Consider the following 20,396-nt stretch of genomic DNA (forward strand, 5'->3'; position numbering starts at 1 on the left):
CTTTTTAGTTGACCATTTTTAATTTCTTTTGTTTTGTCTTTTGATAAATATTCAATAATTGATCTAACTCTTGACTACACTTTACCGTCTCCCAAGCAGTAAAGCCGTGCCGATCTGCTAAAGTTGTCATCTTTCGGCGTTTCAATTCAATTGCAATCTTCAACATGAACATTTTCATTTCTCCATTTTTTTTTAGTACATAATAATCATGCATACTTATACTAAAGTAGTACATACAAGCTTTGTACCATTATTATACCTGCCTTTACAGGGATTAAAACAAGTTCGCTAAAACCTCTAATAATGTTACAAAAACATACAAAATTCTACAAAAAGTATAGAAAGAGGAATTTCAACATCTAAAATAGAATTAAGTATATGACTAAATTAGAGGTGATTAAAAATGAGGTTTGTAACAGCTGAAAAGAATGAAAGACAATTTATTGGAATTGTAAACGAGCAGCTTAATCAAGTAATAGATGTAAAAATTGCTGAAATGAAAATGAATGGCACAACAACCATTCCAGAAACAATGATTGAAGTGATTGCTCAAGGGGAAGAGTGTCTTGAGAGAATTCGGGAAATCAATTTGTGGGTACGCGAAAATCCTGATACAGATTTTTCTTATTCCATTGAAGAAATTACATTAAGGGCTCCAATTCCAAGACCGAGCAAAAATATCTTCTGTGTCGGTAAAAATTATGCAGAACACGTCATTGAAATGGGAAGTGAAAAGGATATCCCTGAGCATGTTGTAATGTTCACAAAAACACCAACAACAGTAGTTGGTCCAGAAGAAACTGTACTAAATCATAAACATATCACTGAACAGTTAGATTACGAAGGCGAGTTAGCTGTCGTAATTGGCAAAACTGGTCGAGGCATTAAAGAAAGTGAAGCTTTTGACTATGTTTTTGGATATACAATCTTAAACGATATAACAGCCCGTGATATTCAATCAAGACATAAACAATTTTTTCTTGGAAAAAGCTTAGATACGACATGTCCGATGGGTCCGGTATTAGTTCATAAATCATTGATTCCAGATCCAAGTAATCTGTCCGTTAAAACGGAGGTAAATGGGGAGGTTCGTCAGTCAGGTAATACTAGTCAATTGATTTTCCCGATTGAAACGATTATTTCAGTCATTTCACAAGGTATGACGCTGGAGGCTGGAGATATTATAGCAACAGGAACACCATCAGGGGTCGGTAAAGGCTTTAAACCTCCACGTTTCTTAAAAGGTGGAGACGTCATTGAAATTACAATTGATGGCCTTGGTACATTGCGAAATAAAATTGAGGCATAATTGTAAGGAATATCTTGTCACAGAAAAGTCATATTTACTATGTACATAGTGAAAAAGACTCGATGTAACCTTTTGAAATTCCCGATAAACATGCTATGATATTCTTTGGAATAAAAAAGAAAAAGGAGGAGTAGTACATGACTCATGCACATGTTACCTCTTGGGTAGTTGCTATTATTCTTTTTGTAATTGCAGCAACAGTTCTTAATAAGGCTGGAAAAGAAAAGTCTCAAAAAATCGTTAAAATGACTTTGCGTTTATTTTATCTTTTCATTTTAGCAACCGGTTTACTTCTTTTATTTAGCGTATCCAAGATTGATGGTGAATACATAGGTAAAGCAATACTTGGAGTATTAACGATTGGATTTATGGAAATGATTTTAGCACGTTCTAGCAAGGCAAAATCAACTGGACTTTTTTGGGTGTTATTTATTATTGTGCTAATCTTAACAATTGCGTTAGGAGCAAAACTTCCACTCGGTATGTGGAGTTTCTAAAAAATTTGTGAAAAAGCTACCATTTGCGGTAGCTTTTTCTTTTTTTTCTATGTCTTTCGACAAAATCTGTGCTATCTTTATGAATAGATATACATACTTCTTGAGGGAAAAAGAGTGGTGAATCTCGTAATGAGAACAAATAGCTTTGTATATAAACAATTGATAGATATCATTGAACTAATAGAGCAACACCAACTTACTACCGAAAAATATAAAAAAATCGAGACTTTTTACGAGAAAAAGGCTGAGGAAAAGATTACGCGTTTAGCTTTTTATGATGCTGACACTGGCTTGCCGAATCGTCAGCATTTTACGAATCAAGTAGAGGAATTTGTGAAAAGGTTTAAGCAGAAAAAGAAACAAAATAAATTTGCTGTGTTATTTATAGATTTAGACCGTTTTAAAATTATTAATGATACAGTGGGACATTATGCAGGGGATATTATATTAAAAGAACTTGCAAATCGGATTAAAGCGTTACTACCCAATAAGAGCCATCTTGCAAGATTTAGCGGTGATAAATTTACAATCTTATTAACCAATGATGTTGAGGTTGAAAAGATTGTTGACCTTGGACAAAGTCTTTTACATGATATCGCCAAACCAATTATGTTTGAAGCACGTGAGTTCTTTTTAACGGGAAGTATTGGAGTTAGTTTTTATCCTAATGATGGTATAACAACTGAATTGCTCTTTAAGCATGCTGATACTGCGATGAACCTTGCAAAGCAGCAGGGGGGGAACAAAATGAAATTCTACCGTGCCGATATGAATCAGCAGGTTTTGTATAAGCTTGAGCTTGAAGGTTATTTGCGCAGAGCCCTTGAAAAAAAAGAATTTCATTTATGCTACCAGCCCCTAATAGATTTAGCTTCAGGAAGTGTCTACGGAAGTGAAGCACTCTTAAGATGGGAACATCCAAAGCTTGGACTAGTTTCACCAGGGGAATTCATTCCGTTAGCTGAAGAAACAGGTTTGATACATGATATCGGCAAATGGGTTTTAACAAAAGCGTGTCGAGAGAATAAAAAATGGCATGATATGGGGTATGATTATTTAACGATTGCCGTTAATGTATCTGCTAATCAATTTCAACAAATTAGCTTTATCGATGAGGTAAAGGAGGCACTATTAGAAACAGGTCTACCACCGCAATTTTTAACACTTGAACTCACAGAAGGTGTGATGCTTCGAAATATCACCCACAGTGTATACGTGATGAAAGAACTGCAAAAGCTCGGCGTTAAGGTGTCAATAGATGATTTTGGAACGGGTTATTCATCTTTAAGTTATTTGAAGGATTTACCTATTAATACATTGAAAATTGATCGGACCTTTATTAATAATCTGAAGGTCAATACCTCTGATATTGCGATCGTTAAGGCGATTATCACAATGGGACATGGTTTATCTGTGAAGGTAGTGGCTGAAGGTGTTGAAACCGATGAACAGATTGAATTACTAAAAGAACTGGAGTGCCATTATGCACAAGGATTTTATATTGACAAACCAATGAAAAGTGAAGAATTTGAGAATGGGTTAGCTATACTTAAGGCATTGTAAAAATAAAAAGGGTTGTTCACGGATGAACAGCCCCTTTATTATCATATCCAGCTCCAGGCGCAATCGGCTCGCAGGTCTAAGTCAATCGTATAGGAAGGTAACATGACCCTTCTGTCAGCACTTGCCTTATGCTTGTCAGCTAAAACTGAGTGCGCTTAGAGCTTTTTCTTATTTGTATAATGTTGAAAGAACCGCTCTCTTTCCATTTGCCAACGTAAATTCAAATCGATCCTTCTTTAATTTTCCTCGTGAAAAGTGATGGTGAACAGATAGGAGCATTTCTGTATTGTCAAACATAATAAAATTAACACCCTCATTTTCACCATTGTCTTGTTGGTACATCAATTGATTATGACAATGGATGCAATCATATAATGAAAAGGAAAGTTTATTTAAGGTAGAAGTAAATCGTAAAAATTGATCTTCTGAGAAATTCTCTAAAAGTTCTTTATAGGCAAGTGATAATTTTTTACGAAAACGAAGGCAGTCCCCATTATCAAGCTTATAAAAATAATCATTCATTTGAATAAGGCCGTCCTCCACAAAAATGCCTTTTTCCCATTTGTTCAAAGTGAAAACTTCTACTTCCTTTCCAATCATTTCTTCAAGCATAGATGCTTCATCTGTTTCAGCATCAAAGAAGATCCACTGGTCATTTATACATTCAGTCGTTCCCATAATAAAAGAGCGTTTTTGTTCATTTATGCTGCCGAGACGTTGTTGTAAATCCAATGCAAATCCTCCATCCATCATGTGTAATCTATATTAACTGTTGTTATCCTCTTTTTAGACAAAAAAAAGGAAATTTATAACCAAGGATTTTACTTATGCTTTGGATATTTTCTACATAAAAAAAACAGCCTGATTCATTCAGGCTGTTATGTTTGCATTCTCAACAGGTGTAACAAATGATTTCCTTTCCCACGCCCGCGAACGCCATCTCCACAGCATTATGATACCACGAAGCCATTCATCCACAATAAAGGAAATCCAAACACCAATTAACCCTAATTCAAAATGAACGCCAAGCACATAGGCAATTGGTACACAAATTCCCCACATCGAAAGAATCCCCATATAAACCGGTAATTTGACATCTCCAGCCGCCCTTAATGCATTAATTAGGACAAGGTTAAAGGCTCGGCCGGGTTCAAGAATAATGGTTAAAAGAATGAGGATACCACCGGTTTTTATTATGTCCTGGTTATTTGTAAAGATAGAGAGCAGCGGTTCTTTGAAGATTGAAAAAACAATAGCCATTGCGGCTGAGATTAAGATTGCGAGCTTTAGACTTTTTAATGCCCTTTGATATGCATCGTTTATCTGACGGGCTCCGATCATTTGTCCAACTAAAATCTGTGTTCCTTGACTAATAGCAATACTAAATAAAAAAATGAACATCATTAAATTCTGTGCGTATACCTTCGTAGTCAGCGCTTGTGTCCCCATAATCGTAATAAAATAGGTGATAAACATCTGGGAGGAATTATAAGAGAGTTGTTCACCGGCAGAAGGTATCCCTATTTTAAGTAGGTTCTGGATATGCTGTTTTGGTAAAGTGAATACCTCTTTGAATGGAAGGCCATGATCTACTCGTTTGATTAGGAGAAAGGTGATAACAAATAAGCCGATTAATCTACTGACAGAAGTAGAAATGGCAACCCCTTCAACTCCGAGCACTGGCAATCCAAAAGGACCAAAGATAAATATATAGTTACCAATCACATTTAGGATATTCATCCCAATCGTTACGTACATTGTGTCCCGTGTAAAACCATAGCTTCGTATGACAGCCCCAATCGTCATTATTAGTGCTTGGAGAAAGGAGAATATACCTACAATACTTAGATAGCTATCTGCTTCATCTAATAACTCAACAGGCAAATCCATTAATAGCAAAAGCTTCTTGCTCCAAATAAAAACGATAAAACTTAGAATAAGACCGAATACCAGATTCGCAATAATTGAGACAACGGAAACTTCCGCTGCACTTTTTTGATTATTCGCACCAAAATGTTGAGCCACTAATACAGCAGTACCGGTTGCGATAAATCCAAACATGACAATAATTAATGATAAGATTTGATTTGCAACCCCAACCGCTGCAACAGAATTATCGGAATACATACTTAGCATCAATGTATCTGCATTACCCATTAACATATGTAGAAGTAATTCAATAAAAATTGGCCATGTCAATGCAAACAGTGTTAATTTTTTCGTACTGATAGAAGCTTCCAAGCAGTCCACTCCCTTTGTTTCATAGGTGTAAAACTATATTAGTTTATCACAGTTTAAGGAGGGAAAGATACGAAATTTTTTAGGAAAAATCACGAATTTTTTATATATTAAATTTGTACAAAATTTGAACAAACCGTTGTTATATTTGATTTTTAGAGGGGAAAAGGTTACTTTTAAGTATGATAATTACTAATATGATAGGAGTTAAATGGATGAAGAAAAAGTTATACATAGTAGCGTTTCTACTACCATTGTTACTAATGTTAGCTATGCCTGTTATGGCAGCTGATGACCGTTCGATTGATGAAGAAAGCATTTATTATATAGTGGTCGATCGTTTTAATAATGGTGACAGCACGAATGATTCTGATGTGGATCGTTCAAATCCACTCGCATACCATGGAGGAGACATTCAGGGGATTATCGGTCAACTCGATTACATAAAGGATATGGGGTTTACCTCAATATTATTATCTCCTATTTTTGAAAATGATTCGAATACATTTTATCCGTATCATGTAACTGACAGACAAGAAATCAATAGGCACTTTGGTACGAAAGATGACTTAAAACAACTTGTAAAAGAAGCACATGAAAAGGATATGAAAATTATTCTAGACCTTGGAATCAGTTCAAACAAAGGTCCATTTGATAGTGAATTAGTAAATACAGCATTAGGCTGGGTTCAAGAAACAGATATTGACGGTTATAAAATAGACCTCGTAGAAGGCATATCACCAAATTATATATCTACATTCACATCGGAGCTTACATCCCAAAAAGAAAATCTGATTTTAATTGGTGAACCTGCTGGACTAGATGATCTAAGCAAGTTCAAAGCAGCAGGTCTTGATTCAGTTTTCAATCCGATACCTTATGAAGGAATCACGAGTTTTAGTGTTCCGGATCAACCTTTTAACAATGTAGATTCAATCTGGGAGCAGAATCAAGAATTTGAAAATACAAATTCCTTAATTAATTTCATGGATAACACGAATACAGTTCGATTTACTTATTTGGCAACAGAAGCGAATGAGCACCCAGCGCCACGCTTAAAGTCAGCATTAACGTATTTGTATACGACACCTGGAATTCCTATTGTATTTTATGGTACGGAAATCGCATTAAATGGGAGTGAGCCACCAGACAATCTTGGATTAATGGATTTTCGAACAGACCAAGAGCTTGTGGAATATATCACTTTGCTATCTAAGGTCCGTTCAGGAGTACCAGCATTAACAAAGGGATCCATTGAATTAGTTAAAAATGATGCTGGTTTATTAGTTTTTAAAAGAGAGTTTGAGGGGCAAATAGCGTTTGTGGCGATTAATAACACAACGAAAACTCAAAGCTTTAGTCTAACAACCGATCAAGTTGGACAAAACAAGGAATTAACCGGACTGATTACGGAGGATCTTATCCGTCCTACAGATGATGAATTTCATGTAGTTGTAAATCGTGATATCTCAGAAGTATTCGTAGTTAGGGACACAACGAAAATTAATTATACTTTATTTATTGCTGTATTTATCGTACCAGTGTTAATGATTGGATTCATTTATTTAAATAAAAAAAGGCACGGTCGCCGAAAACCTGAATAATAAGGAAAGCATCATCCAATCTGCGGATGATGCTTTTTTTGTCCTGCTCAAAGCACCATCGGCTCGAGTATAAGTTTATCGCTTCTAAAGGTAAAATACACCATGTCGCGTATGACTTATGCTTGTGCCTAAGGTACGTGCCTTACGTAGTTCTATCCGTTTACAATTTCTCCACCGTTAACGTGAAGGATTTGTCCAGACATATAAGAAGAATCGTCACTTGCCAGGAAGATATAGCAGGGTGCGACTTCCTCGGGCTGTCCAGGGCGTTTCATAGGTGTTGTCGAACCAAATTTCGCCACTTGATCACTTGTAAAGGTAGATGGAATAAGTGGCGTCCAAATCGGTCCTGGTGCTACTCCGTTGACACGAATTCCCTTACCGATCAATTGCATCGAAAGTGACCTTGTAAAAGAGACAACGGCTCCTTTTGTTGCAGAGTAATCAACAAGTTGTTCATTCCCCTTATAAGCTGTGACAGATGCTGTATTAATGATTGAACTACCCTGTTTTAAGTGGGGAAGAGCGGCCTTCGTTAAATAAAAATAAGAAAAGATATTGGTTCGGAATGTTTTTTCAAGCTGCTCAGCTGTGATAGCAGAAATACTCTTTTGAGGATGCTGTTCAGCTGCATTATTGACCAAAATATCTAGTTGTCCAAATGTATCAATTGTTTTCTTTACTATTTCTTTACAGAACTCTTCATTCCCAATATCCCCAGATAAAAGTAAGCATTTTTGTCCTTCTTCTTCTACCTGGCGCTTTGTTTCCTTAGCATCCTCATGCTCATCTAAATAAACGATGACAACATTTGCGCCTTCCTTTGCATAATGAATCGCAACTGCCTTTCCTATTCCACTATCCCCACCTGTAATAATGGCAACCTTATTTGCTAACTTATTGCTTCCTTGATAAGAATGATCCTCAGATACAGGTCTTGGTACCATTTCTGTTTCTGTTCCAGGCTGCTGATTTTGATGCTGTGGAGGCAAAATATTCTTCCCTTGACTATTAGACAAAATAAACACCTCTTTTATGTAGTAACTGCACCTTACTTACTTTTTTATAAAAGGGCCATTAATATACATTCAGGATAAATATAAAGCATTTATAAAAAATCCAATTACTCTCAGGAACATCCTTTATAATGAAAATAGATAGAAAGAGGGGTTATCCATGGAAAAACCTGAAAAGATTCTACTTGTTGAAGATGATAAGGAAATCGCCCGTATTGTTTGTGATCATTTACGGAAAGAAGGCTATACCGTAACATGGGCATCGACTGGAAAAGAAGGGTGGGAGGATTTTAAAGCGGATCAATTTGACCTTGCCTTAATTGATTTAATGTTACCTGAAATGGATGGGTATACATTATGTAAGACCATTCGATTGGAAAGTGAAATTCCATTACTCATTTTGAGTGCACGAAATGAGGATGAGAGCAAAATAAAAGGCTTAAATATTGGGGCTGATGATTATGTCACAAAGCCATTCAGTCTTGAGGAATTGAGTGCGAGAATTAGCTCCCATTTAAGAAGATACAGAAGATACAACAATAAGACATTTTTTGAAAATCGTATAACTTATTTAAATGGGCTGACCATTGATTTTACAAATGATCTAGTATACCTGGATGGAAGTATAGTTCAAATGAGTTCCAAAGAGAAAGAATTGTTGTTTCTCCTAGCAAAAAATCCATTACAAACTTTTTCGAAGACAGAAATTTATGAGCATATTTGGCAACAGGAGGATGTCGACGGAAATAACACAGTCACAGTTCACATTAAAAGTTTACGATCGAAATTAATGGATGGTACACGATCTGCTAAGTTTATCCAAACGGTCTGGGGCGTTGGCTATCGTTTCATAGGAGAACAACTTGTATGAGAATTAAACAATGGTTAATGATTAGCTATTTTATTGTAATGCTACTTCCAGTTGGCGCACTTTATTTTCTTTATATAAGTATAAGTAACCTTGATGATAAGCAAGCTCTCGTGGAGTACGTCGAGGTGACAAATAAAATGGAGGAAATTGAGCCAAAGCTCTTGGATCCAAATATATACACACTAAAGTCAAAAGAAATGTATGATTCTGTTCAAGCATTAACAAATGAATCTATCAAAATTACATTATATCGTTCTGATGGAGTCGTTTTGTTTTCTAGTTTACCTGAACCAGGTTCATATGGATTTCCTGCGATAAACATGGAACAGGCATATAGGAATTTAAATGATCTCCAAAAGAATGCTCGTACTTATTCGTTGAAAAAACCTGTTAGTAATGATGGAAACGTTGTTGGAATTTTTGAAATATCCATTGCTAGAGACGAATGGATAGCAGGGGTAACAAATCGCTATCTCTATTTAGGTGTGCTTTTTAGTATTTTTTTCATCTTACTTTATACGGTCGTTGTGATTTTATTAAATCGAAAATTGAATCGACCATTAAGTCAGTTGCAAGCTCAAATGACAGCTTTTGCAAATGGGGAAAGTCCTTCTATTCAAATTCGTGAATCTAATGATGAAATAGGGGATTTAATCAAACATTTTTGGAAAATGAAAGCACAGATTGAACAAACACAAGAGGCATTAGCTGTTCAACAAAAGGAAAAAGAATTTATTGTGGCGTCATTATCCCATGACTTAAAAACACCATTGACAGTAATACGAGCTTATACTGAAGTCCTACAAAATGATAGAACACTAACCGAGCATGAAAGGGCAGAATATAAGGAAATCTTATTTCAGAAACTTGAGTACATGAAACGGATGCTCGATGACTTAACAATGTATACGGCATTACAATCCTCTAAACAACGGACTGAGCTTGTTGAAGTTGAAGGGGAAGAATACTTTGAGATGTTGTTATCAGGATATGATGAACCTTGTATTCGAAAAGACGTTTCACTACAAGTATATCAATCTGTAAAAAAATCCTATGAGGTTGACCCGAAACAAATGGTGAGGGTTGTAGATAATATTATGGGGAATGCCATTCGACATACTGAAATAGGGAAACAAATTTGGCTTGCTGCTATATCAAGTGACACCAAACTACCGGATTGGGTATTCAAAGAATTTCAGGTAGAACTTGAGAAATGGAGAAAAGCTGGTACCGTCATTTTAATACAAAACGAGGGAAAAGGAATACCGAAAGAACAATTGGATAAAGTATTCCAACCCTTTTACCAGGCAGAGGATGCTAGAAATTATGGTGGAAGTTCTGGGTTAGGACTTAGTATTGCAAAAATGTTGATGGAGCAACAAAATGGAAAAATTGGAATCTGGTCAGCGAAAAAAAACGGAACATTACTGGCTTGCTGGATAAAGGAAAGAAGGGATTAATATGAAGAAAAATCAATTCATGCTACTTGCAATTTTAATAATGGGGATTTTATCTGGTTGTAAGGCGGAAATGGCTGTGTCTTCTGAAGAAATTGTTACAAAAGTCTTATCAGCAAAGGAAGATAAGCATTCTTTTTATGGAGAAGGTGTTATAAAGCTTGAGACAAACGGTGAGATCACTGAAGATGCTAGTTTTAAAGAATACGTTGCAGAGGATGGAAAACGAAAAATCATTACAACAGGTCTTACGAATGACCTTGAATCATATGTGTTAAACAACGGAAAACAAATAATTTCCTATGAAAAGGGGAGTGAAACGGCATTAAGTATCGATTTAACAGAGGAGAGTATGCCGTTATTAGATGCCTCACCCAAGGAACAACTCATGACAATGCTAGATGCTATTAAAAAAACACATGAATATGAAATTGTTGGTGAAGAAAAATTACTAGATTTTAATGTATATCATATAAAGGCAACTCCGAATACAGATTCTAATTTATTCGGAGAAATTGAACTCTGGATTGATCAAAAGACTTGGTTTGTAGTGAAATCTGTATCTGTCGTGGGAGATACAAAATCAGAGTTTGAATATCAGGTGCTCGATTTTTCACCAAATTTTAAGGAGGATACTTTCACTTTAGACATACCTGAAAATGTAAAAATTACTCCAATTGAGTCACAACTTGAACCATCTTATGGGTCACTTGAAGATGCACAGACAGCTTTAGCTCAACCATTCCTTGTTTTCTCAGAAGAAGACTTGACTGTTGATAATGTTGAAGTTGTAAACCTTCAAGGAGTAATCAATCGCCCAGAAATTACTGTTTATTATTTACATGAAGCCGTCCCTTCTGTATTAGTTTCAATCTTTCCAACCCCAGAAGATGCGGGAACGGAAATTAAACCTGGAAAATGGCAAGTGCGTGGCCAGAATGCAGAATATGATGATTTTATTAATGCACTAAGCTGGGATGAGAACGGTCTGCGTTATACCATTCTCATTCAAAATCCTGATCTTGTTATGGAAGATATTCTCGAAATGACGGAAAAAATGGTATCTAATAATGAAATGTAGGTGGGGCTTTTGCTACCAAGTTGGAATTTAATTGTACTGTATATTTTAGTAGGAGCCGGAATCCAAATCATTGGTTTGGTTTCCGGAAAATTAAATAAAAAAATAGGAACGACGTGTGAAATATTTTTAGCTCTCCTTTCAATAGGATTTGTCTATTATAAATTTTCCTTTATGGATGGGTTCATCTATCTTGCATTTATTTCAAGTGGATATTTTCTTGCAATCTCTCTAACTACAGGAAATGAAAAACGGATTGAAATTGAAAAAGAATTACATCAGATTAAAGTGGAAGAAATCACATTAGCTCGTAATTTTATGAGAATCGCAACTGATTTGTTGATGACGGGGTTGGTTGTGTTTGGTGGTATCATGTTTTACATCTTTGGTCCTGAATATAGTCCTTTAAAATATATTATTGTTTTCGGGCTGGTCAGTACATTGACAGAAGTCATAAAAAGAATCGGTAGTTATGCTACTGTAAAAATATTTTTTGACGTAGAAGAAAAGCAATTGTATCTCATCTCACATTTTGAATCTCGAAAAATTCCGATAGAAGATTTGGAGGAAGTGAAACTAGAAACGAATGTAGACTTGTTAAAGCTTCATCCATTATTTACAATGTTTTCTTCCAATACTGACTGGACAACTAACTTTCAGAAGGTATTACGTCTATCTGTGCCTGGAGAAACAATTTATTTAACGATCCTAGAACCGGATAAATGGAAAAGAACGTTCGAGGACATGACCAAGGTTGATGAAAGTGTGAAAGAGCCACAAGTCGTTCTGCCATTTTGGCATCGAAAAAATGTAAAACGATTAATTGGAAAGCTTTATTTTGCAACAACAGTAAAAGGGATATCAGCCTATACAGGTTTACTTCTCCTTTTATATTATTTTGAAGTTGCGCCTTGGATCATGGTTACTGTACTTTTAGCCTATTGGCTTTTTAATCTCTATATTTCTGATCAGGTTTTAAAAGTAGCAATGGATGCAACGGAGACTAAGAATCCACAACTAATCCAAATATCCCAACGGATTTTTGAAAAGGCCGGAGTTCCGAACATTCGTGTATATGAAACCGAAAGCAGCGAGTATAATGGCCTTGCGACAGGCATGAATATTGGTAAATCGATGGTTACCCTAACGACTGCTACTTTAAAGTTACCTATTGAAGCGATTGAAGGAATCCTCGCACATGAAGCAATTCACGTCAAAAAGCGAGATGTTTTGTGGGGGCAGCTTTGGAGACTAGGTTATTTGTTAATTGTTCTTGTTGTGGTTTTAGCTATACAAAAATACATTAAAAATATTGATGAATACAGTACACAGATTTTCCTTTTAATATGGTTTTTAATGATTCTATTCCCTATCATCCAATCGTTTTGTTCGCAATGGATGGAAGTCCGTGCAGACCACCTTGGAGCATCGCTTCTAGATGGGGGAAGTGAACAAATGTCAAACAGTTTAATCGCTTTAGCTAAGAAACAAGACGAAGCAATAACTAAATCCCTTTCGTACAGTACGGTTCTCGAAGAGGAGAAAGATATGGCAAAGTCATCAATTGAACGAGATTCCCTATTATGGAGGTTTATAGAATTTCAATTCATGCTTCATCCACCCATGTACTGGAGAATCCAGTCCTTAAAAGAATACAAAGGGGGCTGGGGTAGAAGTATTCGAAGTCGATGGATGTTAGATCGCGTAAAGGAGTCAGTTTTGAGATAGAAGAGGTGAGGACATGAAAATCGCAAAGATACTATTTGTCCTTGGGGCAATTGTTTTTCCGCTAGGTATTTACTTATCGTCATATAGCCCTATAGGAGTAGTTTTAGCGATTGTTGGGGGGCTTACGGTTTTCTTAAGTACACCAGCAATACAATCATAGAGTAGGGGGTGAGTAAATGGATTTCCTGAGTGTAAATGATTGGATCACCCCGACAAATCCATATGCTGCTCTCTTTTTCGGACTGCTGTTTACGATTTTGGCTGGAGGCATAGTTTGGATAGATACAAGAAAATTAAAAACTCTTCTTATAGTGCTTTTAACAGGCCGTATTGTATCAATCGTGGGTGTACTTGTTTTGCAAGATGTTGGTTTTTACTAAGTTTTAGTCAGGAGACTTTCCTCAAAGGGAGGTCTTTTTTTATTCATTGAGTATTTCTGGAAATATCCAAAAGCCTACTTATAAAAGGTGTTTATGAGAAGGGGGTTTCCAGAACCACCCAAAAGTCTATTTATAAAAGGTGTTTATGCCATTGGATTTTCCAGAACCATCCAAAAGCCTACTTATAAAAGATGTTTATGCCAAGGGTTTTCCAGAACCATCCAAAAGCCTACTTATAAAAGGTATTTATGCCAAGGGTTATTCCAGAACCATCCAAAGGTCTACTTATAAAAGGTGTTTATGCCAATGGTTTTTGCAAAATCATCTAAAAGTGCATTCATAAAAAGTATTTATGAAATCGGTTCTTCCGGAACCATCCATACTCTCCTCACAAAAGGTGTTTAGCCATACGTTTTTCCGAGAATTCCAAAAGACCGACCATATACTAGATTTTTTACTACTCATCCATATCCAAAGCATATTCAAGCTTGAACGATTCAAACCACAATGTTTCCGAAATCACTCTAATAAAAAGGATTTCCATCAATTTTATGGAAATAGATAATAGATACTATTTCGAGCTGGAGGTTTTTATGGGAATTAATATTAGACCTGCTAGAAAAGAGGATGCATTACAGTTAATTGAACATACAAAAATTGTTCTTAATGAATCCACATTCATGCTGACAACCCCTGAGGAATTTAACACAAGTGTTGAGGACGAGGAAAAATGGATTGAGAATCATATAAAGCCAGGGAATTTAATCATAGTAGCTGAAAAAGATGGGAAAATAGTCGGTAATTTAAATTTCAAGACATCGAAAAGGAAACGCCTGTCTCATTTAGGTTATTTTGGGGTAAGTATCCAAGAAACATACTGTAATCAAGGAATTGGTAGCAAATTAGTGAGCTATTTGCTTGATTGGGCACAAGAAGAGCCTGGTCTTGAAAAGGTATGTCTAGAAGTATTTTCACATAACGAAAGGGCAATCCATCTTTATAAAAAGTTTGGCTTCCAAGAGGAAGGGCGAAAAGTTAAGTTTGTTAAATTTAGTGATACACATTACGAAGATGAAATCATAATGTATAAATTTGTAAAATAGCCATTGATGTATGATAAAATAATGAAAAGGTAATAGGAGGAGAAAACATGGAACTGACAGTATATTTAGCTGGGCAAATTCATGACAATTGGCGAGAGGAAATTAAGGATAAGGCGAAATTTAAAAATCTTCCGTTAACATTTGTTGGACCACAAACAGACCATGATAAATCAGATGATATTGGAGAACAAATTTTGGGAGAACAACCTGGTAGTTATTACAAGGACGATGCAGCATCAGCCATTAATAATTTCAGAACACAAGTATTAATGCAAAAATCGGATGTGGTCATTGCTTTATTTGGGGAAAAGTACAAACAATGGAATACAGCGATGGATGCGAGTGCGGCCATTACGATGAATAAACCAACCATTATTGTTAGACCACCATCACTGATTCATCCATTAAAGGAATTATCAAATAAAGCCAACGTCACTGTCGAAACGGTTGATCAAGCATTAGATGTGTTAAATTACATATTTGAATAAAAAAATGCAGCGGGTATTAGTCCGCTGCATTTTTACTATCTGTAGTTAATAAACTGCACATCAATCGGTAAATCGGCTTCACGGATGGCGTTGATAATCTGTTGAAGGTCATCTCTGTTTTTTCCGGTTACTCGAACTTGATCATCCTGAACCTGACTCTTTACTTTTAAGCCGCTGTTTTTAATAATGGTGTTAATCTTCTTCGCGTTCTCCTTGTCGATGCCTTGAATAAGTTTCGCTCGTTGACGTACGGTTCCACCAGATGCATTTTCAATTTTTCCATAATCAATATTTCGGGTTGCGACCCCACGTTTAATCATTTTACTAATTAGGACATCCTTTAGTTGTTCCAGTTTGTACTCGTCATCAGATACTAAAACAAGTTCTTCCTTATCAAGTGTGATGTCACTTTTACTGCCTTTGAAATCATATCGAGTTTGAATTTCTTTTTTTGCAATACTAATTGCATTCGTTACTTCAGGCAAATCTACCTTTGACACAATATCGAATGAGCTATCCTTTGCCATTGCCAACCTCCAAAAAAATAGTTTATTTCCCTTGATTATAGTCAATCTTAGCAATTAGGACAACTTTTTCCAAAACAATACTAGTAAATGATGGTCGTAAACGTCTATACTATGTAAGACAATAGCAATAGCGGATTAGCTAAGTACATAAGAAAGAGGGCTTTAATAAATGAATGAATTAATACCGGGCACGGTTGTAACTTTACGTGTAGATAGAGATGCTCCATTTGGCTATTTTTTAACAAACGGTGAAGAAGATGTGCTTTTACATGAAAATGAAATTATAGAAGGATTCGATCCGGAAGAGGACGTAACTGTTTTTCTTTTTCAAGATCATCAAGGAAGACTGGCAGCCTCTATGACAATACCGACTATTCAAATCGATTCCTATGATTGGGCCAGTGTGGTTGAAGTCAAACGTGACTTGGGAGCCTTTGTTGATATTGGGATTAGCAAGGATATTTTAGTCTCAAAGGATGATTTGCATGAGGTGTGGGATCTCTGGCCAGAGCCAGGTGACCAGCTGTACATTTCATTACGGACAGATAAAAACGGAAGACTTTTTGGAAAGCTTGCAACTGAAGATGTCATTCGTTCTATTTCAAAACCAGCAACAAGGAAAGATTTTAACAAAAATATAACTGGAACTGTTTACCGATTATTAATGGTTGGCTCTTTTATGATTTCGGAGGAAGGATTTCTCGGCTTTATCCACGAGTCTCAAAGAACAAGGGAACCAAGAGTCGGAGAAAAGGTGCAAGGGCGAATTATTGACGTAAAGGAAGACGGCACTGTAAATGTGTCCCTAATGGGCCGAAGCCATGAAATAATGGGTGATGATGCTGGGAAAATCTATCAGTACATGGAAAGCCGTGGTGGGGCTATGCCATATTGGGATAAAAGCTCTCCTGAAGATATTTCAGCCAGATTTGACATGAGTAAAGCAGCGTTTAAACGAGCAATTGGAAAGCTAATGAAAGAAGGAAAAGTATACCAAGAGGATGGCTGGACATACTTTAAAAAAGAGGAGTAAAGAAAAACGCATCGGCTGTTACCGATGCGTTTCATTCTATAGATGATCTGTTTTCTTTGAATATTGATGTTTGCCCGCCTGACGATTCTTTTCTCTCATCATATTCTTTTCATGGCGTAATGCATTGTTATCTTTTGCTTTTTTATCATTGTCACTTGTTTTTGGCATAAATAACACTCCCTTCAATCCGTTCAAATTTAGGATATCCAGTCGTTTTTCAAACTATGTAAATTTAGCTGTTTGGCAATTCGTTTAAGAAGAAAATTGAAATCGTTCCTGGACCAGCATGAGAACCAATCGCAGCACCAATTACATTAATGAAGAAGGAGTTACATCCGAATTTTTCTTCAAATAACTTCTTTACCTCAAGCGCTTCATTTTCCACATCTCCGTGGCTAATACCAATCGTTTGCTTTGATAAATCTGCCCCGCGCTCTTCCATCAACTCAACAATTCGCTTATATACTTTCTTTTTACCACGAATTTTTTCTAGCGGTATAAGCTTTCCATCTTCTACATTTAAGAGTGGTTTTATGTTTAAGAGTCCACCAACAAAAGCGGAAGCCTTACTAATTCTTCCCCCACGTGCTAGATATTCAAGGTCATCTACTGTGAAAAGATGCTCCATATGAGTACTGTAAAATTTCGCAAGGTTCACAACTTCATCCTTTGAAGCACCCGTGCTAGCAAGCTCAGCTGCAGCTTTTACAACAAGACCCTGGCCAAGGGAAGCGCATTTTGTGTCCACAATTGTTAAGTCAAGGTCTGGATACTCTTCTCTTACTTCTTCACTCATCATCACTGCCGTTTGATAGGTTCCTGACAATTGTGATGAAAAGGAGATATAGACAGCAGATTGTTTTTCTTTTGCAATTTCAGTAAAAACCTCTTTAAACCGATGTGGTGGAACTTGGGATGTTTTTGGAGCACTCCCATTTCTCATGGCTTCAAATACTTTTACAGGGTTAATTGTTGCAATATCTTCGTAATCTTGCCCATCTAGATGAACTCCCAAGGAGAATAATGTAACATTATTTTCTTTAAAAAATTGTAGTGGTAGGTCACTACCGCTATCAGTAAGAATTCTAACGGTCAAAAGTCTCACCTTCTTTTCTTTGGTCAAGTTTGAAACAAACTTGCCTATCGTAAGTGTAGCGAGTATTGGATAAAAATACAACAATTGAGGAAAAATTTTGTATGACTACTAATTTACTACTAGGATTGAAGAATGTTGTTCCAGGAGGACTATTTGAATGGTAACTAGAGAAGTGAAAAAAATATTAATTGTGACATTTGGTGCACTACTAAATGCTGCTGCCCTAAATCTTTTTTTAATTCCGGCTGATGTTTATTCTTCTGGTTTTACCGGTGTGTCACAGCTTATGTTTAGGATCCTTGGTGATTACACGCCTATTCATATTTCAACAGGTGTAATACTACTATTATTAAACATCCCGGTTGCGATTCTAGGATGGAAAAAAGTAGGTAAGGCATTTACCCTTTATAGCTTTATTTCGGTTGCACTTACAACTTTATTCTTGGCAATTATTCCACTCGAACGTATCTCTAATGATATTTTACTAAATGCTGTATTTGGTGCTGTCATTCAAGCCATTGGAATCGGGCTTACTTTAAAGTGGGGTGCATCTACAGGTGGTCTCGATATAATAGCCCTTGTATTATCAAGATCAAAAGATAAACCAATTGGAACCTATATTTTTACATTAAACGGACTAATCATCATTACAGCAGGATTCTTATTTGGTTGGGAAAAGGCATTATATACACTTGTTGCTTTGTATGTATTGACAAAGGTTATTGATACAGTACATACAAGTCATGTAAAGGTTACAGCGATGATTGTTACGAAGAAAGCGGACGAATTGAAAAGTGCAATTCATTCAAATTTAGTTAGAGGAATAACGTTGATACCTGCAAAAGGAGCATTTTCGAGTGAGACAAAGGATATGTTAATGATTGTTTTAACAAGATATGAATTATATGATTTAGAGCGCATAATAAAAGAAGTTGACCCACATGCATTTACAAATATTGTACAAACAATTGGCGTATATGGATTATTTCGCAAAGAGTAGTAACTTTTTAATACGAGACATCGACATATAGAGTAAAGGGGTGACAAATATGAAAAAATGGCTTCTAGTGACATTAGTTTTTGTTATGAGTCTATTTATCATCACTGGATGTGGCTCAACAAAAAACGAAGAGGCTCTTCCAGTAACTTCAGGTGGTAGTGAAAAAGTAGACACAGAAAAAGAAACACCACCAGCGCAAGAAAGTGAAGAACCTGGAGGTGAAGAGAACGTGGTTGAAAAACTTCAAACTGACCTTTTAATTAAAACAGGGGAAAACGAAGCAACCTTTACGATTAAAATAAAAAACACCAGCGACAATTCTGTGAAACTAACGATACCATCTGGTCAAAAATATGAAATTATTGTAAAGGATGCAGATGATAAAGAAGTTTACCGCTATTCAATCGATAAAATGTTTATCCAATCAATAGAGGAAATGGAATTAAAGCCTGGTCAAGAAAAGGTATGGGAAGAACCATGGGATTACACTTCAAATGATGGAACGAGACTTGCTCCCGGAGAATACAAAGCACATATTTTCCTAACTGCATCAGAAGTAAATGGTCAAAAAATCGAAAGTAATTCATTGCAGGCAGACGAGAGTTTTACAATTCCTGAAGAAGGAAATACAGCATTTCGTAAAGTTCAAGTACTTGGTGAAAATGGTGAATATACGGTAACAGGGGAAGTAAGAGTATTCGAAGCAAACTTCTTCTATGCAGTGGAGGATGGTCATGATTATGTAATTCCTGAAACACTTCAAACGGCATCAGAGGGTGCTCCAGCATGGGCACCATTTGAAATTAAGATTTCCATTCCGAAGGATAAAATTCCGACAAACGGGGCATTGATTCTTCATTTATACGAAAGAAGTGCAAAAGACGGTTCGATCACAAACCTTTATCATGCAAAACTTCAACAATTCCAATAAAAACAGGGAAGGGTCAGACGATAAGTCTGACCCTATTTTTTCTTGAATTAACCAAAGGTTATTGAAGTTGGTCTAATTCATTTTGCAATTCGCGGAGTTGTTCTTTTTCGGCTGTTGTAGAGTTAGCATATGCAGAAGAAAGTGCATTTTTAGCAACCGAAACGGCATCCTGTAAGGATGTATCACTTTGGCCAGCACTCGCTAATTTCGCAACTTCTACGGTTTCACGAGCCTTTTGGAATAAACGGTTTCCCATATTAGATGCCTCCAAGTGATGAGTTTTCGACATTCGCTTTTTTCTTTGCTTCTGCTTCAGCTAGAGTGGAACGGTAAGGAAAGCGCTGAGCATGTTGTTGAACAGCATCTGCACCTTGATGAACAAATCGTTTTGATTTATTACTACCCATCCGTAAATTCCCCCTTTAACAGCTTTAAAAGAAGTGCTTATTTGTAGCACCAGTTATATTGTTTGAGTTT

The 20,396-nt window shown here is 36.2% G+C and carries 24 protein-coding genes; 15 read left to right on the forward strand and 9 right to left on the reverse strand.

Features of this window, described 5'->3' with window-relative positions:
* Nucleotides 1-4 precede the first annotated feature (4 nt).
* Entirely contained in the window at nt 5-172 is a 168-nt protein-coding gene (locus tag AC6CHV_RS13055; protein WP_121445467.1) for an aspartyl-phosphate phosphatase Spo0E family protein, read from the reverse strand.
* Between the two features lie 231 nt (nt 173-403).
* Here AC6CHV_RS13055 and AC6CHV_RS13060 point away from each other — a divergent pair, with 231 nt between their 5' ends.
* The 3 genes from AC6CHV_RS13060 (at nt 404) to AC6CHV_RS13070 (ending at nt 3,369) form a co-directional block, all read left to right on the forward strand.
* Nucleotides 404-1,309: a fumarylacetoacetate hydrolase family protein gene (locus AC6CHV_RS13060; protein ID WP_341332395.1), complete on the forward strand. Its 906-nt coding sequence runs from the start codon at nt 404-406 to the stop codon at nt 1,307-1,309.
* Nucleotides 1,310-1,446: 137 nt separating this feature from the next.
* Entirely contained in the window at nt 1,447-1,806 is a 360-nt protein-coding gene (locus AC6CHV_RS13065; RefSeq protein WP_341332394.1) for a YisL family protein, read from the forward strand.
* 129 nt (nt 1,807-1,935) lie between these two features.
* A complete protein-coding gene (locus AC6CHV_RS13070; protein WP_341332393.1) occupies nt 1,936-3,369 on the forward strand; it encodes a putative bifunctional diguanylate cyclase/phosphodiesterase in 1,434 nt (477 codons plus the stop codon).
* A 168-nt stretch (nt 3,370-3,537) separates the two neighbouring features.
* Here the strand turns inward: AC6CHV_RS13070 and AC6CHV_RS13075 are convergent, their stop codons facing one another.
* Both AC6CHV_RS13075 and AC6CHV_RS13080 read right to left on the reverse strand, forming a co-directional pair.
* Entirely contained in the window at nt 3,538-4,101 is a 564-nt protein-coding gene (locus tag AC6CHV_RS13075) for a DUF2777 family protein (protein ID WP_165918095.1), read from the reverse strand.
* A gap of 138 nt (nt 4,102-4,239) precedes the next feature.
* Nucleotides 4,240-5,610: an MATE family efflux transporter gene (locus AC6CHV_RS13080; RefSeq protein ID WP_498079018.1), complete on the reverse strand. Its 1,371-nt coding sequence runs from the start codon at nt 5,608-5,610 to the stop codon at nt 4,240-4,242.
* Nucleotides 5,611-5,822: 212 nt separating this feature from the next.
* Here AC6CHV_RS13080 and AC6CHV_RS13085 point away from each other — a divergent pair, with 212 nt between their 5' ends.
* On the forward strand, nt 5,823-7,211 hold the full coding sequence (locus AC6CHV_RS13085; protein ID WP_498079019.1) for an alpha-amylase family glycosyl hydrolase: 1,389 nt from the start codon (nt 5,823-5,825) through the stop codon (nt 7,209-7,211).
* A 152-nt stretch (nt 7,212-7,363) separates the two neighbouring features.
* Here AC6CHV_RS13085 and AC6CHV_RS13090 read toward each other — a convergent pair whose 3' ends face one another.
* Complete coding sequence (locus tag AC6CHV_RS13090; protein WP_341332390.1) at nt 7,364-8,230, reverse strand: SDR family oxidoreductase; 867 nt, start codon at nt 8,228-8,230, stop codon at nt 7,364-7,366.
* Nucleotides 8,231-8,387: 157 nt separating this feature from the next.
* Between AC6CHV_RS13090 and AC6CHV_RS13095 the strand changes: the two genes are divergently transcribed.
* The 8 genes from AC6CHV_RS13095 (at nt 8,388) to AC6CHV_RS13130 (ending at nt 15,332) form a co-directional block, all read left to right on the forward strand.
* Complete coding sequence (locus AC6CHV_RS13095) at nt 8,388-9,098, forward strand: response regulator transcription factor (RefSeq protein WP_341332389.1); 711 nt, start codon at nt 8,388-8,390, stop codon at nt 9,096-9,098.
* On the forward strand, nt 9,095-10,558 hold the full coding sequence (locus tag AC6CHV_RS13100) for a HAMP domain-containing sensor histidine kinase (protein ID WP_341332388.1): 1,464 nt from the start codon (nt 9,095-9,097) through the stop codon (nt 10,556-10,558). Before AC6CHV_RS13095 ends, AC6CHV_RS13100 begins: the two co-directional genes overlap by 4 nt.
* Before the next feature lies 1 nt (nt 10,559).
* Nucleotides 10,560-11,636: a LolA family protein gene (locus AC6CHV_RS13105; protein ID WP_498079020.1), complete on the forward strand. Its 1,077-nt coding sequence runs from the start codon at nt 10,560-10,562 to the stop codon at nt 11,634-11,636.
* A 9-nt stretch (nt 11,637-11,645) separates the two neighbouring features.
* Nucleotides 11,646-13,361, forward strand: coding sequence for a M56 family metallopeptidase (locus tag AC6CHV_RS13110; protein WP_341332386.1), 1,716 nt, complete (start codon nt 11,646-11,648; stop codon nt 13,359-13,361).
* A gap of 13 nt (nt 13,362-13,374) precedes the next feature.
* Entirely contained in the window at nt 13,375-13,521 is a 147-nt protein-coding gene (locus tag AC6CHV_RS13115) for a hypothetical protein (RefSeq protein ID WP_341332385.1), read from the forward strand.
* Nucleotides 13,522-13,537: 16 nt separating this feature from the next.
* On the forward strand, nt 13,538-13,741 hold the full coding sequence (locus tag AC6CHV_RS13120; protein WP_341332384.1) for a hypothetical protein: 204 nt from the start codon (nt 13,538-13,540) through the stop codon (nt 13,739-13,741).
* 593 nt (nt 13,742-14,334) lie between these two features.
* Nucleotides 14,335-14,844, forward strand: coding sequence for a GNAT family N-acetyltransferase (locus AC6CHV_RS13125; RefSeq protein WP_341332383.1), 510 nt, complete (start codon nt 14,335-14,337; stop codon nt 14,842-14,844).
* A gap of 47 nt (nt 14,845-14,891) precedes the next feature.
* Nucleotides 14,892-15,332 (forward strand): YtoQ family protein, encoded by a 441-nt coding sequence (locus tag AC6CHV_RS13130; RefSeq protein WP_341332382.1) that lies wholly within the window; start codon nt 14,892-14,894, stop codon nt 15,330-15,332.
* 35 nt (nt 15,333-15,367) lie between these two features.
* Here AC6CHV_RS13130 and AC6CHV_RS13135 read toward each other — a convergent pair whose 3' ends face one another.
* Nucleotides 15,368-15,859, reverse strand: coding sequence for a YajQ family cyclic di-GMP-binding protein (locus AC6CHV_RS13135; protein WP_341332381.1), 492 nt, complete (start codon nt 15,857-15,859; stop codon nt 15,368-15,370).
* Nucleotides 15,860-16,028: 169 nt separating this feature from the next.
* On the opposite strand from AC6CHV_RS13135, the gene AC6CHV_RS13140 reads away from it, so the two are divergent.
* Nucleotides 16,029-16,892, forward strand: a complete 864-nt coding sequence (locus tag AC6CHV_RS13140) for a CvfB family protein (RefSeq protein WP_341332380.1) — start codon at nt 16,029-16,031, stop codon at nt 16,890-16,892.
* Nucleotides 16,893-16,928: 36 nt separating this feature from the next.
* On the opposite strand, the gene AC6CHV_RS13145 is transcribed toward AC6CHV_RS13140, so the two are convergent.
* A complete protein-coding gene (locus AC6CHV_RS13145) occupies nt 16,929-17,060 on the reverse strand; it encodes a DUF3941 domain-containing protein (protein WP_099354262.1) in 132 nt (43 codons plus the stop codon).
* 64 nt (nt 17,061-17,124) lie between these two features.
* Complete coding sequence (locus AC6CHV_RS13150; protein ID WP_341332379.1) at nt 17,125-17,988, reverse strand: DegV family protein; 864 nt, start codon at nt 17,986-17,988, stop codon at nt 17,125-17,127.
* A 157-nt stretch (nt 17,989-18,145) separates the two neighbouring features.
* Here AC6CHV_RS13150 and AC6CHV_RS13155 point away from each other — a divergent pair, with 157 nt between their 5' ends.
* Together AC6CHV_RS13155 and AC6CHV_RS13160 are read left to right on the forward strand one after the other, a co-directional pair.
* Nucleotides 18,146-18,988: a YitT family protein gene (locus AC6CHV_RS13155; protein ID WP_341332378.1), complete on the forward strand. Its 843-nt coding sequence runs from the start codon at nt 18,146-18,148 to the stop codon at nt 18,986-18,988.
* A gap of 49 nt (nt 18,989-19,037) precedes the next feature.
* Nucleotides 19,038-19,919 carry a BsuPI-related putative proteinase inhibitor gene (locus AC6CHV_RS13160; RefSeq protein ID WP_341332377.1) on the forward strand — a complete coding sequence of 294 codons (882 nt, stop codon included), beginning with the start codon at nt 19,038-19,040 and terminating at the stop codon, nt 19,917-19,919.
* 58 nt (nt 19,920-19,977) lie between these two features.
* Here the strand turns inward: AC6CHV_RS13160 and AC6CHV_RS13165 are convergent, their stop codons facing one another.
* Together AC6CHV_RS13165 and AC6CHV_RS13170 are read right to left on the reverse strand one after the other, a co-directional pair.
* Nucleotides 19,978-20,175, reverse strand: coding sequence for a DUF3813 domain-containing protein (locus AC6CHV_RS13165; RefSeq protein ID WP_099354258.1), 198 nt, complete (start codon nt 20,173-20,175; stop codon nt 19,978-19,980).
* Between the two features lies 1 nt (nt 20,176).
* The gene (locus AC6CHV_RS13170; RefSeq protein WP_099354257.1) at nt 20,177-20,326 is read right to left on the reverse strand and encodes a competence protein; all 150 of its coding nucleotides are present in this window, start codon (nt 20,324-20,326) and stop codon (nt 20,177-20,179) included.
* Nucleotides 20,327-20,396 lie beyond the last annotated feature (70 nt).

Source organism: Ferdinandcohnia sp. GQ5 (genome assembly GCF_059759275.1).

What these genes read in the sequence shown, in the direction of transcription:
- AC6CHV_RS13125 (WP_341332383.1), top strand. Translation starts at nt 14,335, where the DNA reads ATGGGAATTAATATTAGACCTGCTAGAAAAGAGGATGCATTACAGTTA.
- AC6CHV_RS13140 (WP_341332380.1), top strand. Translation starts at nt 16,029, where the DNA reads ATGAATGAATTAATACCGGGCACGGTTGTAACTTTACGTGTAGATAGA.
- AC6CHV_RS13070 (WP_341332393.1), top strand. Translation starts at nt 1,936, where the DNA reads ATGAGAACAAATAGCTTTGTATATAAACAATTGATAGATATCATTGAA.
- AC6CHV_RS13145 (WP_099354262.1), bottom strand. Translation starts at nt 17,060, where the DNA reads ATGCCAAAAACAAGTGACAATGATAAAAAAGCAAAAGATAACAATGCA.
- AC6CHV_RS13095 (WP_341332389.1), top strand. Translation starts at nt 8,388, where the DNA reads ATGGAAAAACCTGAAAAGATTCTACTTGTTGAAGATGATAAGGAAATC.
- AC6CHV_RS13055 (WP_121445467.1), bottom strand. Translation starts at nt 172, where the DNA reads ATGTTCATGTTGAAGATTGCAATTGAATTGAAACGCCGAAAGATGACA.
- AC6CHV_RS13085 (WP_498079019.1), top strand. Translation starts at nt 5,823, where the DNA reads ATGAAGAAAAAGTTATACATAGTAGCGTTTCTACTACCATTGTTACTA.
- AC6CHV_RS13060 (WP_341332395.1), top strand. Translation starts at nt 404, where the DNA reads ATGAGGTTTGTAACAGCTGAAAAGAATGAAAGACAATTTATTGGAATT.
- AC6CHV_RS13170 (WP_099354257.1), bottom strand. Translation starts at nt 20,326, where the DNA reads ATGGGTAGTAATAAATCAAAACGATTTGTTCATCAAGGTGCAGATGCT.
- AC6CHV_RS13135 (WP_341332381.1), bottom strand. Translation starts at nt 15,859, where the DNA reads ATGGCAAAGGATAGCTCATTCGATATTGTGTCAAAGGTAGATTTGCCT.
- AC6CHV_RS13105 (WP_498079020.1), top strand. Translation starts at nt 10,560, where the DNA reads ATGAAGAAAAATCAATTCATGCTACTTGCAATTTTAATAATGGGGATT.
- AC6CHV_RS13130 (WP_341332382.1), top strand. Translation starts at nt 14,892, where the DNA reads ATGGAACTGACAGTATATTTAGCTGGGCAAATTCATGACAATTGGCGA.
- AC6CHV_RS13115 (WP_341332385.1), top strand. Translation starts at nt 13,375, where the DNA reads ATGAAAATCGCAAAGATACTATTTGTCCTTGGGGCAATTGTTTTTCCG.
- AC6CHV_RS13160 (WP_341332377.1), top strand. Translation starts at nt 19,038, where the DNA reads ATGAAAAAATGGCTTCTAGTGACATTAGTTTTTGTTATGAGTCTATTT.
- AC6CHV_RS13065 (WP_341332394.1), top strand. Translation starts at nt 1,447, where the DNA reads ATGACTCATGCACATGTTACCTCTTGGGTAGTTGCTATTATTCTTTTT.
- AC6CHV_RS13165 (WP_099354258.1), bottom strand. Translation starts at nt 20,175, where the DNA reads ATGGGAAACCGTTTATTCCAAAAGGCTCGTGAAACCGTAGAAGTTGCG.
- AC6CHV_RS13100 (WP_341332388.1), top strand. Translation starts at nt 9,095, where the DNA reads ATGAGAATTAAACAATGGTTAATGATTAGCTATTTTATTGTAATGCTA.
- AC6CHV_RS13120 (WP_341332384.1), top strand. Translation starts at nt 13,538, where the DNA reads ATGGATTTCCTGAGTGTAAATGATTGGATCACCCCGACAAATCCATAT.
- AC6CHV_RS13155 (WP_341332378.1), top strand. Translation starts at nt 18,146, where the DNA reads ATGGTAACTAGAGAAGTGAAAAAAATATTAATTGTGACATTTGGTGCA.